Here is a 12,007-nt window from a genome sequence, read left to right as displayed (position 1 = left end):
CCTCCGACTTGGGGAGGAGAGGAGGCGGCGGGCAATGCTGCCCTGGGTGGAGAAGACCCTTACAGGCCCCTACTCCGTCACGGGGGTGGCGGGGGAGCCGTCCGTCCGGGCGCGCTTGATCGCGGCGTCACGCTTGCGGACGTACCAGATGCCGATCAGGCCGAGGCCCGCGCCGGCCAGGCAGGTCCACAGCCACCACAGGTGTCCGTGGTCGTCGAACCAGCCGTAGAACGGCAGCTGCACCAGGAAGAGGACGAACCAGAGGATCGTGCCGCCCGTGATGGTGGCGACGACGGGGCCCTCCAGGGGCTCCGGCGCCTCGTGCTTGGGGGTCCACTTCGCCATGTGCACAGCTTACGAGGGTCGGCGACCGGTTGTGTCCGCACCCGGCCTCCCCTTGTGCGGCAAGGGTCTACGCGCGGAGATAGCGATTTCTGACTCATATGTTCATACTGAAACGGTCCGAGTCTGGCCAGTTGTATTCGTATGAATCACCAAAAGGGATCTGGGGGAAACCTTCTGGTGGTCGATCACTGACCAGGCTCGATCATGTTCCCCGTCCCCCGCACGTTTGAGGACCCGCATGTCCACCTCGGCCGCCACCAAGGCCCCCGCCCCGCAGGAGCCGGAGTCCCGGCCCGCGCAGAGCGCCCTCGACCGCTTCTTCAAGATCTCCGAGCGGGGTTCCAGCCTTCCGCGGGAGATCCGCGGCGGTTTCGCCACCTTCTTCGCGATGGCGTACATCATCGTGCTGAACCCGATCATCCTGGGCAGCGCGAAGGACATGTACGGGCACCACCTGGACAACGGGCAGCTCGTGACGGCGACCGCGCTGACCGCGGCCTTCACCACGCTCCTCATGGGCGTCATCGGCAATGTGCCGATCGCGCTGGCGGCGGGCCTCGGCGTGAACACGGTCGTCGCCCTCCAGCTCGCGCCCCGGATGTCCTGGCCGGACGCCATGGGCATGGTGGTCCTCGCGGGCTTCATCGTGATGCTCCTGGTCGCCACCGGTCTGCGTGAGCGCGTCATGAACGCGGTGCCGCTCGGCCTGCGCAAGGGCATCGCGATCGGCATCGGCCTGTTCATCATGCTGATCGGCCTGGTCGACTCCGGCTTCGTCACGCGCATCCCGGACATCGCCCAGACGACCGTCCCGCTCCAGCTCGGCACCGACGGTCACCTGCACGGCTGGCCCGTGCTGGTCTTCGTCCTCGGCACCCTGCTCACCCTCGCGCTGATCGTGCGCAAGGTGCCCGGCGCCATCCTCATCTCGATCGTCACCATGACGGTCGCCGCGGTGATCATCAACGCCGTCACCACCGTCCCGTCCTGGGGTCTGACCACCCCGAAGTGGCCGGGCAACCCGGTCGCCAGCCCGGACTTCGGTCTGATCGGCCAGTTCAGCCTCTTCGGCGGCTTCGGCAAGGTCGGCGTGCTGACCGGCATCCTCTTCGTCTTCACCGTGCTGCTGTCGTGCTTCTTCGACGCGATGGGCACGATCATGGGCATCAGCGACGAGGCCAAGCTGACGGACGCGCAGGGCAACATGCCCGGCATCAACAAGGTCCTCTTCGTCGACGGCGTCGCCGTCGCCGCGGGCGGCGTCTCCTCCTCCTCGGCCACCACATGCTTCGTGGAGTCCACGGCCGGCGTCGGCGAGGGCGCCCGTACGGGCTTCGCGAACGTGGTCACCGGCGCGCTGTTCGCCGTCGCCCTGTTCCTGACCCCCGTCGCCACGATGGTCCCGTCCCAGGCGGCCACCCCCGCGCTCATCGCGGTCGGCTTCCTGATCATGTCCCACTCGGTCAAGGAGATCGACTGGGCGGACTACACGATCGCCATCCCGGCCTTCGTGACGATGATGATGATGCCGTTCACCTACTCGATCACCAACGGCATCGGGATGGGCTTCATCACCTTCGTCGTGCTGCGCCTGGCGGCGGGCCGCGGCCGTGACATCCCGGTCGCCATGTACGTGGTGTCGGCCGTGTTCACCTTCTACTACCTCATGCCGGCCCTCGGCCTGACCTGAGCGGCCCCGGCCGTGCGGGGGGTCACGTGACCCCGTAGAACTTCTCCGTCTCCTCGACGGCGGTCTGGAACCGCTCGTCGAAGTCGTCGCGAATGAGCGTCCGGACCACATAGTCCTGGACGCTCATTCCGCGTTTCGCGGCATGTTGTCGGAGCCGGTCGAGCAGCTCCCCGTCGATACGCAGGCTGAGCACGCTGGTCCCCATGAAGTCGAGGGTCGCCTCTTCCCGACCGGAATCGGGTCACTTTCCGGTGCGATCTCACTCATATGAGTGATCCCCGTGTCGGATGGCGCGGTTCACGGGGCCCCATTGTTCTTTAGCGAGGGTAATGAGTTACGCTAAAGAACATGCCTGACCTCACCCATGGCGACGACGAGGCCGCCGTGAACGCCTTGCGCTCCGCAGTGATGCGGTTGTCGCGTCGACTCAAGCACCAGCGTGTCGACGAGTCGCTGAGCCCCACCGAAATGTCGGTGCTCGGCACCCTCGCCCGCTGCGGCAGCGCCACGCCCGGCGAGCTCGCCCGCAAGGAACACGTGCAGCCGCCGTCGATGACCCGCATCGTCGCGCTGCTCGAAGCCAAGGGGCTCGTCCGGCTGGAGCCGCACCCCGAGGACCGGCGCCAGAAGGTGGTGACGCAGACCGACAAGGCGGAGGCGATGCTCGAAGAGAGCCGCCGCAAGCGGAACGCGTTCCTTGCCGGACTGGTCGAGGCCCTCGGCGAGGACGAATGGGCCAAGCTCCGCGAGGCCGCTCCCGTCCTGGAGAAGCTCGCGCACATCTGACCGACGGCGGCCCTCTTTCGCTCCCCGATCCCGGTCCGGATCACCGGCGGTCACGACGCTGACCAGCGGTCTCGGTTCGGATCGCTGATCTCGGTCTGGATCGCCGGTCTCGGTTCGGATCACCGATCTCGGTTCGGATCGCCGGTCTCGGAGCAACGGAGGGTCCGCCCTTCCCCGCAAGCGCCGACGCCCCCCATGACGCCGACGTCCACGATCGCACTGGAGGCGAGCCCTTTTGAGTACGGGACCCGGAGCAGACTCCGCCCCCGCACCAGCCACCCACGACTCCCCAGCCGCCCGCGACTCCCCCCGCTCCTCCTCGATGTTCAGCTCGCTGAAGATCCGGAACTACCGTCTGTTCTTCCTGGGCCAGGTCGTCTCCAACACCGGCACCTGGATGCAGCGCATCGCCCAGGACTGGCTGGTGCTCAGCCTGACCGGCTCCTCCGCCGCGGTCGGTATCACCACCGCGCTGCAGTTCCTGCCGATGCTGCTCTTCGGCCTGTACGGCGGTGTTCTCGTCGACCGTCTTCCCAAGCGCCCCACGCTGCTGGTGACCCAGACGGCGATGGCCCTCACCGGCCTGGCGCTCGCCTTCCTCACCCTCTCCGGCCACGTCCAGGTCTGGCACGTCTATCTCGCCGCGTTCGCCGTCGGTATGGCCACCGTCGTCGACAACCCGGCACGCCAGTCCTTCGTCTCCGAGATGGTCGGCCCCGGCCAGCTCCAGAACGCGGTCAGCCTGAACTCGGCCAACTTCCAGTCCGCGCGCCTGGTCGGACCCGCCGTCGCGGGCCTGCTGATCACCGGCGTGGGAACCGGCTGGGCCTTCCTGCTGAACGGCCTGTCGTTCGTGGCCCCGCTGGCGAGCCTGCTGCTGATGCGGTCCCGTGAACTGCACGTCGTCGAGCGGGCGCCGCGCGCCAAGGGCCAGCTCCGCGAGGGCCTCCGCTATGTCGCCGGGCGCCCCGAACTGATCTGGCCGATCGTCCTCGTCGGCTTCATCGGCACGTTCGGCTTCAACTTCCCCGTCTGGCTGTCGGCGTACGCGGACGACATCTTCGACTCGGGTGCCGGGGCCTACAGCCTCTTCAACACCCTGATAGCGCTGGGTTCGCTGGCCGGAGCGCTGCTCGCGGCCCGGCGCGGCACGGCCCGGCTGCGCGTGCTGATCGCGGCCGCGGTGGCTTTCGGCGCGCTGGAGGTGGTGGCCGCCACGGCGCCCACACTCTGGCTGTTCTCGCTCCTGATGGTCCCGATCGGCATCTTCGGACTGACGGTGAACGTCACCGCGAACACCTCGGTCCAGATGGCCACCGACCCGGCCATGCGCGGCCGGGTCATGGCGCTGTTCATGATGGTCTTCGTGGGCGGCTCGCCGCTCGGCGCGCCGCTGATCGGCTGGGTCACCGACGTCTACGGTCCCCGGGTGGGCTTCGCGCTCGGCGGGCTGGTCTCGATGACCGCGGCGACGGTGATCGGTCTGGTACTGGCCCGCCTCGGCGGCCTGCGGGTCTCCCTCGGGTGGCATCACGGCCGCCCCAGGATCCGCTTCGTCCCGCGCGAGCGGAGCGAGGAACGGCTCGCCACCGCGGTGTGACCAGGTGGTTCGGAGGCGGTCGGCCGGCTCACGCGGCCGGCCGCCTCACGCACTCCGGTGTGCTGATCGCCGTTCCCTGGAAGGCTGGCCCCCATGAGACTCTTCGCCGCGGTACTGCCCCCTGCCGGAGCGGTGCGTGAACTGGCCCCTGCGGTGGACGCGTTGCAGCGGACGCCGGGTGCGGACGCCTTGCGCTGGACGGGCCGCCCCGGCTGGCACTTCACCCTCGCGTTCTACGGAGAGGTCGCCGACGACCTCGTCCCGGACCTCACAGAACGGCTGCTGCGGGCCGCCCGTCGCACCGACCCGTTCCCGCTGTCCCTGCGCGGCGGCGGGCACTTCGGCGGGCGTGCCCTGTGGGTGGGCGCGGCGGGGGACATCCAGACCATGCGGCTGCTGGCGGACCGGGCGGAGGCGGCGGGCCGCAAGGCGGGCGTCGAGATGGAGGAGCACCGCCGCTACCGGCCGCATCTCACGGTGGCCCGCAGCCGCGACTCCGCGGACTTCAAGCCGTACGTCGCCGCGCTGGACGCGTTCGCCGGGAAGCCCTGGACGGTGGGTGAGCTGTGTCTCGTCCGCAGCAACCTGCCGACGTCGGGAGTGCCCGGTGAGCAGCCCCGATACGAAACGGTGGCCGGCTGCCCGCTGGGGGCGGGCGACGGGACCGGTCCGGCGGCCCGTTAACCTCGGTGGCGTGAACCCGAAGACCCGTAACCGGATCATGGCCGGTGTGCTCGTGCTGATGTTCTTCGTCGTGGCCATGGCGGCGGCGGTCAGATAGCGACCGCCGTGGCCATGGCGGCGGCGGTCGCCGGCTGATCGCGACCGCCACCGCTGGACGCCGCCCCCGCTACCAGGCGAACGCCTCGGGGGACGGGCCCGGGCCCGGGAAGATCTCGTCGAGCCCCTCCAGGACCTCCTCCGACAGCTCCAGCTCCAGCGCGCGCAGCGCCGATTCGAGCTGCTCCGCGGTGCGCGGGCCCACGATGGGGCCGGTGACACCGGGACGGGTCAGCAGCCAGGCCAGCGCGGCCTCTCCGGGCTCCAGACCGTGCTTCTCCAGCAGATCCTCGTACGACTGGATCTGGGCGCGTACGGCCGTGTTGGCGAGGGCGTCGGCGGAGCGGCCGCTCGCCCGGCGGCCGCCCTCGACCTCCTTCTTGATCACACCGCCCAGCAGTCCGCCGTGCAGCGGCGACCAGGGGATGACGCCGAGCCCGTACTCCTCGGCGGCCGGGACGACCTCCATCTCGGCGCGGCGCTCGGCGAGGTTGTAGAGGCACTGCTCGCTGACCAGGCCGATGGTCCCGCCCCGGCGGGCGGCGATCTCGTTGGCCTGGGCGATCTTGTAACCGGGGAAGTTGCTGGACCCCACGTAGAGGATCTTGCCCTGCCGCACCAGGACGTCGACCGCCTGCCAGATCTCCTCGAAGGGGGTGGACCGGTCGACGTGGTGGAACTGGTAGACGTCGATGTAGTCGGTCCGGAGCCGCTTCAGGCTCGCCTCTACCGCGCGCCGGATGTTCAGGGCGGAGAGCTTGTCGTGGTTGGGCCACGGGTCGCCCTCGGCGCCCATGTTCCCGTACACCTTGGTGGCGAGGACCGTCCGGTCGCGGCGGTCGCCGCCCTTGGCGAACCAGTTGCCGATGATCGATTCCGTACGGCCCTTGTTCTCGCCCCAGCCGTACACATTCGCCGTGTCGAAGTAATTGATTCCGGCGTCGAGCGCCGCGTCCATGATGGCGTGGCTGTCGGCCTCGTCCGTCTGCGGTCCGAAGTTCATCGTGCCGAGGACGAGCCGGCTGACCTTGAGCCCCGTGCGTCCGAGCTGTGTGTACTTCATGACTCACCAGCCAACGGCGTGGAGTGCGCTCTAGGCAAGAGCGGGCCGGGTGAGGTGGTGGGGGCTGTGGTCAGTCGCGCGGGAACTCGTCGGTCTTCAGGGCGAGGCCGAGAGCGGTCGTCGTGAGGTCGACGATCTCGCCGAAGTCGACCCTCGTCTCTGTCGTGTAGGTGTCGCCCTTGGGGTGGGTGTAGACGTGGCAGCGGCGCTGGTAGGGATCGGCGATCAGGTAGACGGATACCTCGGCGATCGCGTAGGCGGCCTTCTTGGGACCGTAGTCGTTGGCCGCGGTGCCCTCGGAGATCACCTCGGCGACGAACTCCACGTCCTGGTAGCGCCAGTGGCCCCCGCCGTCCGGCTCCGCCGTGTCCTTGAGCAGGGCGACGTCTGGGCAGAACCCGTTCTCGTGGCCGGGGAAGTCGATCCGGACGTCCGAGAAGACCTTGGTCTCCCTGCCGAACCTGTCTTCGACCGCCCACAGGATCTGGCGAATGATCTGCCAGTGGGTGTTCCGCTGCGGTGTCATGTGGACGTTGCCCCCGACGATCTCGACCCGGAATCCTTCGGGGACAGGCATCCGCTCAAGACGTCGGAACCACTCGTCCAAAGCCTCGGTGTCGGTGTCGGCGTCGGCCATCTCGATCCTGTCCTCCAGGACGGTCATCGTGGCGCTCCTCCCCGGCTGCCCCTGGACGGGCGCGGCCGCACGGTACAACGATACGCACCGTGACCGGGCAACGTCCCTTTTCGGTCAGGCCGGTTCGGCCGTGTACGGATCGCCCAGGTCCCAGGCCTGGTGCATCGCCTCCGCGAAACCCTCCGCGATCTTGTGTTCGCCGCTCGCGTTCGGGTGGGTGCCGTCGTACGTGTCGAAGGTGATGTCGTACGAGGGGGGCGGGGACGCGAGCAGCAGGGGAGAGCGTGGTTCGTCGAGGTCGGCGACCGTCTTGGCGAGCAGCTCGTTGAAGGCGGCCACCTCGGCGGCGAAAGGGGCGTCGGACTCGGCGCGGACGTTCGGTATCACGGGGAGCAGGACCATGCGGACGCGCGGGTTCGCGGCGCGGGCCTCCTCGACGAAGGCACGGACGTTGTCGGCGGTCTGCACGGCGTTGGTGTAGAAGCCGAGGTCGATGAGGCCGAGCGAGACCAGCAGGACGTCGGCGCGCTGCGCGCGGACCGTCTCGCGGATCATCGGGGCCATGTGCAGCCAGCCCTCGCCCCAGCCGGCCAGGTGGGCGCGGGGGAATTCCGGGTCCGCGTACTCGTGCGAGTCGGGGAAGCCCGTCGACTTGTCGTAGAGCGTCTCGCGCGGGCCGACGATCTTGAACGGACCCCCGTACGTCGCGCGCAGGTGCTGCCACATCCGGTAACGCCACGTGTGTTCGCCCGCGCTACCGATCGTCATGGAGTCGCCGACGGGCATGAACCTGAGCATCCGATCATCATGGACGATCGGTCCGGGCGCCACGGGCCGCCGGGGTGTGAAGCTGGACACGCCCGCGGGCGGTCCGGCGCGGTGCACGGGGCCGGGTGGGGCGCGAGAGCCGGGCGGCGCGGGTCCGGGCGGGCGCCGGTCACATGAACGGGCCGGTGGGATGGCAGGCTTGGGCCATGCGCCGATCGCACTCGTTCGTGTCCGGAGCCGCCGCCGGAGCCTTTGCCGGAGCGGCCCTCGTCCTCGCCCTGGCGGCGCCCGCTCTCGCCGACGGCGGGGACGGTGGGTTCACCATCAAGGATCCCCGGATCAAGGAGTCCAGCGGTCTCGCCGCCTCACGCGTCCACCCGGGCGTCTACTGGACCCACAACGACAGCGACGACGGGCCCTACCTGTACGCGGTCGACAGCAAGACGGGCCGGACCGTCGCCACGGTCACCATGAGCGGGGTCGGCGCGCCCCGGGACGTCGAGGCGATCTCCCTGGGCCCCGACGGCGACCTGTACGTCGGTGACATCGGCGACAACCTCGGCGGCTCGTGGGACCACGTGTGGATCTACAAGCTCCCCGAGCCGAAGGTCCTCAAGGACCAGACGATCCGTGCCACCCAGTACGTCGTGAAGTACTCGGACGGTCCCCGCAACGCGGAGGCGCTGATGGTGCACCCCAAGACGGGGCGCGTCTACATCGCCGACAAGAACGAGGACGGCGGCCACCTCTACGAAGGCCCCGCCGAACTCAGCGCCTCCGCGACCAACGTGTTCAAGCCCGTCGCCACCGTCGACCTGTGGGTCACGGACGGGGCTTTCTCCCCCGACGGACGGCAGCTCGCCGTGCGCGGCTATTTCGGCGGGATCGCCTACGACTGGAACGGCGGCCGGATCAAGAAGACGGGCCGCCTGAACGTTCCCCTCCAGGGCCAGGGCGAGTCCGTCACCTACACCACCGACGGATCGAAGCTCATGTACGGCAGCGAGGGCGCGGACAGCGGTGTGGAGCCCCAGAGCGCGCCCGGGGCCGGCGGCTCGGACTCCAAGTCGCCGTCCAAGGACGGCGGTTCCGGAGCAGAGAGCGGAAGCGGCGGCACGATGAGTGGCGGGGTGAAGATCGGCGCCATCGCGGTCGCGGCCCTCTTCGCCGTGGTGTTCGGCTTCAAGCGGCTGCTGCGCCGCGACTGACCCCTGCCTGTACGGCCGCCGTCGCTCCCTATTCCCCGTCCTTGAGCGGGCGCACCTCGTAGTGCATCGTCGGCGTCCGCATCACCTTGTGGGCAAACGGTACGAGGACGCCGTGCATGAACGGGTACTTGTGCCGCAGCAGCTTCGCCGCGTGCTTCTCCTCCTCGCTCCCGTGGTCGATCAGCCGGGCGCGGGCGTGGAACTCGGGCCCGGTGGGCGCGCCCCGGAGGGTGGAGGGGGCGATCTCCACCTCGGGGTTGTTGCGGATTCGTCGGACCTTCCACGCCTTGCCCGGGGTGCGGAAGTACGCGTGGTCACCCTCGACGGCGATGTTCACCGGGGTGCCGACGCCCGTGCCGTCCTTCTTGTGGCTCGTCAGCAGGACGGCGTACTGCTTGACGAGCGGTCCGAGCTCGGCGCTCGGAGCCGGGACATTGCTCATGTCTTCCATACAGGCACCGAAGGCGCCGCTTGTCACCCGCACGGCTCACCCGGACAACGGAAAGGGACGTCCTGCGCGCTCACACGCGCCGGACGCCCCTGATCGCGTGGGACCGGTTACAGCTTCTCGATCACGTAGTCGATGCAGTGCGTCAGCGCCTCGACGTCCGCCGGGTCGATCGCCGGGAACATGGCGACGCGCAGCTGGTTGCGTCCGAGCTTGCGGTAGGGCTCGGTGTCGACGATGCCGTTGGCGCGCAGGACCTTGGCGACGGCGGCGGCGTCGATCTCGTCGGCGAAGTCGATCGTGCCGATGACCTGCGAGCGCTTGGCCGCGTCCGTCACGAACGGGGTGGCGTACTTGCTGTCCTCGGCCCAGCGGTACAGGCGGGTCGAGGAGTCCTTCGTCCGGGCCGCCGACCAGGCGAGGCCGCCCTGGCCGTTGATCCACTCGATCTGCTCGTTGAGCAGGAAGATCGTGGCCAGCGCCGGGGTGTTGTACGTCTGGTTCTTGCGGGAGTTGTCGATCGCCGTGGGCAGCGAGAAGAACTCCGGGATGTGCCGGCCGGAGGCGTGGATCCGCTCGGCGCGCTCGATCGCGGCCGGGGAGAACACGCCGATCCACAGTCCGCCGTCGGAGGCGAAGGACTTCTGCGGGGCGAAGTAGTAGACGTCGGTCTCGGCGATGTCGACGGGCAGGCCGCCGGCGCCGGAGGTGGCGTCCACCAGGACGAGGGAGCCCTCGTCGGCGCCCGCGACCCGCTTGATCGGGGCGGCGACACCGGTGGAGGTCTCGTTGTGGGTGAAGGCGTAGACGTCGGCGCCCGCCTCGGCGACCGGCTCGGGGTGCGTGCCCGGGTCGGAGGAGACCACGGTCGGCTCGGCGAGCCACGGGGCGAGCTTGGCCGCCTTCGCGAACTTGGAGGAGAACTCGCCGAACGTGAGGTGCTGCGACTTGTTCTCGATCAGGCCGTGCGTCGCGACGTCCCAGAACGCGGTGGAGCCGCCGTTGCCGAGGACGACCTCGTACCCGTCGGGCAGGGAGAACAGCTCGCGCACGCCCTCGCGCACCTTGCCGACCAGGTTCTTGACCGGGGCCTGGCGGTGGGATGTGCCGAGCAGGGAGCTACCGGTCGCGGCCAGCGCGTCCAGTGCCTCCGTCCGCACCTTGGAGGGGCCGGCGCCGAATCGTCCGTCGGCGGGCTTGAGGTCAGCGGGGATCTGGATATCAGCCACGCCAGGAGCCTAGCCGTTCCGGGAAACCTCGGTGAAACGTCGTCCGTCGGCTGAGACGGGGCGTGTTGACGGCGGCGGCCGCGGCAGGGCCCGTCACGGGCCCTCCCGCGGCCGGCGGCTCATGGGGTCCGGTTATCCGGCGGTGAGCTTGACCGGCAGCTCGAACAGGTCGTTCTGCGTCACCACCGGCTTGTTGCGGAGCTCCGACACCGGGACGGCCAGGTCCAGCGAGGGGAAGCGCTCGTACAGGGCGGGCAGGGCGACGCCCGCCTCCAGGCGGGACAGGGCCGCGCCGGGGCAGACGTGGGGCCCGTGGCCGAAGGAGATGTGACGGTTCTTGCTTGTACGGCTGACGTCGAACTCGCCCGCGGTGGGCCCGTGGGCGTTCTCGTCGCGGCCGATCGCGCCGTACGACACGATGAGCGCGTCGCCCGCCGGGATCACCTTGTCGCCGACCGGGACGTCCTCCGTGGCGAAGCGGATGAGGACGTGGGAGGTCGGGGTGGAGTGGCGCAGGGTCTCCTCGACGACCGCGGACCAGTCGGCCTCGCCGGACAGGACGAGGGCGCGCTGGTCGGGGTGGGCGGACAGGTTGACCACCGCGTTGACGATGAGGGAGATGGTCGTCTCGTGGCCCGCCGCGACCATCAGCTGGAGGGTGGAGACGATCTCCGCGTCGGTGAGGTGGTCGCCGTCCTCGGAGGCCAGGATCAGCGCGCTGGTCAGGTCGTCGCCCGGCTCGGCACGCTTGGCCGCCACCGTGTCCGCCATGATCCCGGCCAGCTCGGTGAGGGTCGCGATGACCTCGGCGGGAGGGGTCTGCGTCGAGAAGAACTTCTCGAAGAGCTCCTTCAGACGCGGCAGCCGGGACTCCTCGATGCCCATGAGGTCGGCGATCACGTACATGGGCAGGGGGTAGGCGAAGTCGGCCTTCAGGTCGACGACGTCCCCGGTGAGGTTGTCGAGCAGACTCTCCGTCATCTTCGAGATCCGCTCCCGCATCTGCTCCACGCGGCGCGGTGTCAGGGCCTGTGCCACCAGGGTGCGCATCCGCCGGTGGTCCGCGCCGTCCACCGTGAGCATGGAGCGGCCGGGGTTGGCGAGCCCGATCAGCGGCCAGTCGGGGGCGATCTCGCCGCGCTGCCAGGCGCCCCAGACGTTGATGTCCTTCACCAGACGGGGGTCCGTGAGCAGGGCGCGCGCCTCGGCGTGGTGGGTGACCGCCCACACCGGGACACCGCCGGGCAGTTCGACGGCGGCGAGCGGTCCCGCGGCGCGCAGCGCGGCGCTCTCGCCGTCCAGGTCGGTGACGAAGGGGTCCAGGACTATGCGGGTCTCTTCGGTACCGGTGGTCATGCGGGGGTGCCTCCAAGGGCTGGGGTGGGGGTGACGCGTCTTCCCCGGGGCATGGGGACAGCCCCGGGCCCCGGCCGGGCGGGTGCGCCGGCCGGGT

At 69.7% G+C, this 12,007-nt stretch carries 13 protein-coding genes; 5 read left to right on the top strand and 8 right to left on the bottom strand.

Features of this window, described 5'->3' with window-relative positions; genetic code table 11:
- Positions 1 to 69: 69 nt before the first annotated feature.
- The gene (locus tag OG410_RS19355) at positions 70 to 345 is read right to left on the bottom strand and encodes a DUF2530 domain-containing protein (RefSeq protein WP_329300338.1); all 276 of its coding nucleotides are present in this window, start codon (positions 343 to 345) and stop codon (positions 70 to 72) included.
- Positions 346 to 583: 238 nt separating this feature from the next.
- Here OG410_RS19355 and OG410_RS19350 point away from each other — a divergent pair, with 238 nt between their 5' ends.
- Positions 584 to 2,035: an NCS2 family permease gene (locus OG410_RS19350; protein ID WP_329300337.1), complete on the top strand. Its 1,452-nt coding sequence runs from the start codon at positions 584 to 586 to the stop codon at positions 2,033 to 2,035.
- 22 nt (positions 2,036 to 2,057) lie between these two features.
- On the opposite strand, the gene OG410_RS19345 is transcribed toward OG410_RS19350, so the two are convergent.
- Complete coding sequence (locus tag OG410_RS19345) at positions 2,058 to 2,240, bottom strand: ribbon-helix-helix protein, CopG family (RefSeq protein ID WP_103551026.1); 183 nt, start codon at positions 2,238 to 2,240, stop codon at positions 2,058 to 2,060.
- A gap of 143 nt (positions 2,241 to 2,383) precedes the next feature.
- Between OG410_RS19345 and OG410_RS19340 the strand changes: the two genes are divergently transcribed.
- From OG410_RS19340 to thpR, 3 genes are all read left to right on the top strand, one after another.
- Positions 2,384 to 2,821 (top strand): MarR family winged helix-turn-helix transcriptional regulator, encoded by a 438-nt coding sequence (locus tag OG410_RS19340; RefSeq protein ID WP_329300336.1) that lies wholly within the window; start codon positions 2,384 to 2,386, stop codon positions 2,819 to 2,821.
- Between the two features lie 235 nt (positions 2,822 to 3,056).
- The gene (locus OG410_RS19335) at positions 3,057 to 4,421 is read left to right on the top strand and encodes an MFS transporter (RefSeq protein ID WP_443063769.1); all 1,365 of its coding nucleotides are present in this window, start codon (positions 3,057 to 3,059) and stop codon (positions 4,419 to 4,421) included.
- 93 nt (positions 4,422 to 4,514) lie between these two features.
- Positions 4,515 to 5,105, top strand: coding sequence for an RNA 2',3'-cyclic phosphodiesterase (gene thpR / locus OG410_RS19330; RefSeq protein ID WP_326787098.1), 591 nt, complete (start codon positions 4,515 to 4,517; stop codon positions 5,103 to 5,105).
- A gap of 166 nt (positions 5,106 to 5,271) precedes the next feature.
- Here thpR and OG410_RS19325 read toward each other — a convergent pair whose 3' ends face one another.
- The 3 genes from OG410_RS19325 to OG410_RS19315 all read right to left on the bottom strand — a co-directional run bounded on the left by OG410_RS19325 (position 5,272) and on the right by OG410_RS19315 (position 7,699).
- A complete protein-coding gene (locus tag OG410_RS19325) occupies positions 5,272 to 6,264 on the bottom strand; it encodes an aldo/keto reductase (RefSeq protein WP_329300334.1) in 993 nt (330 codons plus the stop codon).
- A 70-nt stretch (positions 6,265 to 6,334) separates the two neighbouring features.
- On the bottom strand, positions 6,335 to 6,928 hold the full coding sequence (locus OG410_RS19320; RefSeq protein ID WP_329300333.1) for a Uma2 family endonuclease: 594 nt from the start codon (positions 6,926 to 6,928) through the stop codon (positions 6,335 to 6,337).
- A gap of 87 nt (positions 6,929 to 7,015) precedes the next feature.
- The gene (locus OG410_RS19315) at positions 7,016 to 7,699 is read right to left on the bottom strand and encodes an SGNH/GDSL hydrolase family protein (protein ID WP_329300332.1); all 684 of its coding nucleotides are present in this window, start codon (positions 7,697 to 7,699) and stop codon (positions 7,016 to 7,018) included.
- Between the two features lie 176 nt (positions 7,700 to 7,875).
- Between OG410_RS19315 and OG410_RS19310 the strand changes: the two genes are divergently transcribed.
- Complete coding sequence (locus OG410_RS19310; protein ID WP_329300331.1) at positions 7,876 to 8,877, top strand: WD40 repeat domain-containing protein; 1,002 nt, start codon at positions 7,876 to 7,878, stop codon at positions 8,875 to 8,877.
- 28 nt (positions 8,878 to 8,905) lie between these two features.
- Here the strand turns inward: OG410_RS19310 and OG410_RS19305 are convergent, their stop codons facing one another.
- From OG410_RS19305 to OG410_RS19295, 3 genes are all read right to left on the bottom strand, one after another.
- Positions 8,906 to 9,319 (bottom strand): PPOX class F420-dependent oxidoreductase, encoded by a 414-nt coding sequence (locus OG410_RS19305; protein WP_329300330.1) that lies wholly within the window; start codon positions 9,317 to 9,319, stop codon positions 8,906 to 8,908.
- Positions 9,320 to 9,435: 116 nt separating this feature from the next.
- Entirely contained in the window at positions 9,436 to 10,554 is a 1,119-nt protein-coding gene (gene serC, locus OG410_RS19300) for a phosphoserine transaminase (protein ID WP_329300329.1), read from the bottom strand.
- A gap of 132 nt (positions 10,555 to 10,686) precedes the next feature.
- Positions 10,687 to 11,910, bottom strand: coding sequence for a cytochrome P450 family protein (locus tag OG410_RS19295; RefSeq protein ID WP_329300328.1), 1,224 nt, complete (start codon positions 11,908 to 11,910; stop codon positions 10,687 to 10,689).
- Between the last annotated feature and the right edge of the window lie 97 nt (positions 11,911 to 12,007).

Source organism: Streptomyces sp. NBC_00659, from assembly GCF_036226925.1.
Taxonomy (GTDB): domain Bacteria; phylum Actinomycetota; class Actinomycetes; order Streptomycetales; family Streptomycetaceae; genus Streptomyces.
The sequence above is the reverse complement of the archived record's forward strand: the minus strand, read 5'-3'. Positions and strand labels throughout refer to the sequence as shown.

Bases quoted from the DNA above. Each gene is read 5' to 3' on its own strand.
- OG410_RS19355 (WP_329300338.1), bottom strand. From the start codon at position 345: ATGGCGAAGTGGACCCCCAAGCACGAGGCGCCGGAGCCCCTGGAGGGC.
- OG410_RS19350 (WP_329300337.1), top strand. From the start codon at position 584: ATGTCCACCTCGGCCGCCACCAAGGCCCCCGCCCCGCAGGAGCCGGAG.
- OG410_RS19345 (WP_103551026.1), bottom strand. From the start codon at position 2,240: ATGGGGACCAGCGTGCTCAGCCTGCGTATCGACGGGGAGCTGCTCGAC.
- OG410_RS19340 (WP_329300336.1), top strand. From the start codon at position 2,384: ATGCCTGACCTCACCCATGGCGACGACGAGGCCGCCGTGAACGCCTTG.
- thpR (WP_326787098.1), top strand. From the start codon at position 4,515: ATGAGACTCTTCGCCGCGGTACTGCCCCCTGCCGGAGCGGTGCGTGAA.
- OG410_RS19325 (WP_329300334.1), bottom strand. From the start codon at position 6,264: ATGAAGTACACACAGCTCGGACGCACGGGGCTCAAGGTCAGCCGGCTC.
- OG410_RS19320 (WP_329300333.1), bottom strand. From the start codon at position 6,928: ATGACCGTCCTGGAGGACAGGATCGAGATGGCCGACGCCGACACCGAC.
- OG410_RS19315 (WP_329300332.1), bottom strand. From the start codon at position 7,699: ATGCTCAGGTTCATGCCCGTCGGCGACTCCATGACGATCGGTAGCGCG.
- OG410_RS19310 (WP_329300331.1), top strand. From the start codon at position 7,876: ATGCGCCGATCGCACTCGTTCGTGTCCGGAGCCGCCGCCGGAGCCTTT.
- OG410_RS19305 (WP_329300330.1), bottom strand. From the start codon at position 9,319: ATGAGCAATGTCCCGGCTCCGAGCGCCGAGCTCGGACCGCTCGTCAAG.
- OG410_RS19295 (WP_329300328.1), bottom strand. From the start codon at position 11,910: ATGACCACCGGTACCGAAGAGACCCGCATAGTCCTGGACCCCTTCGTC.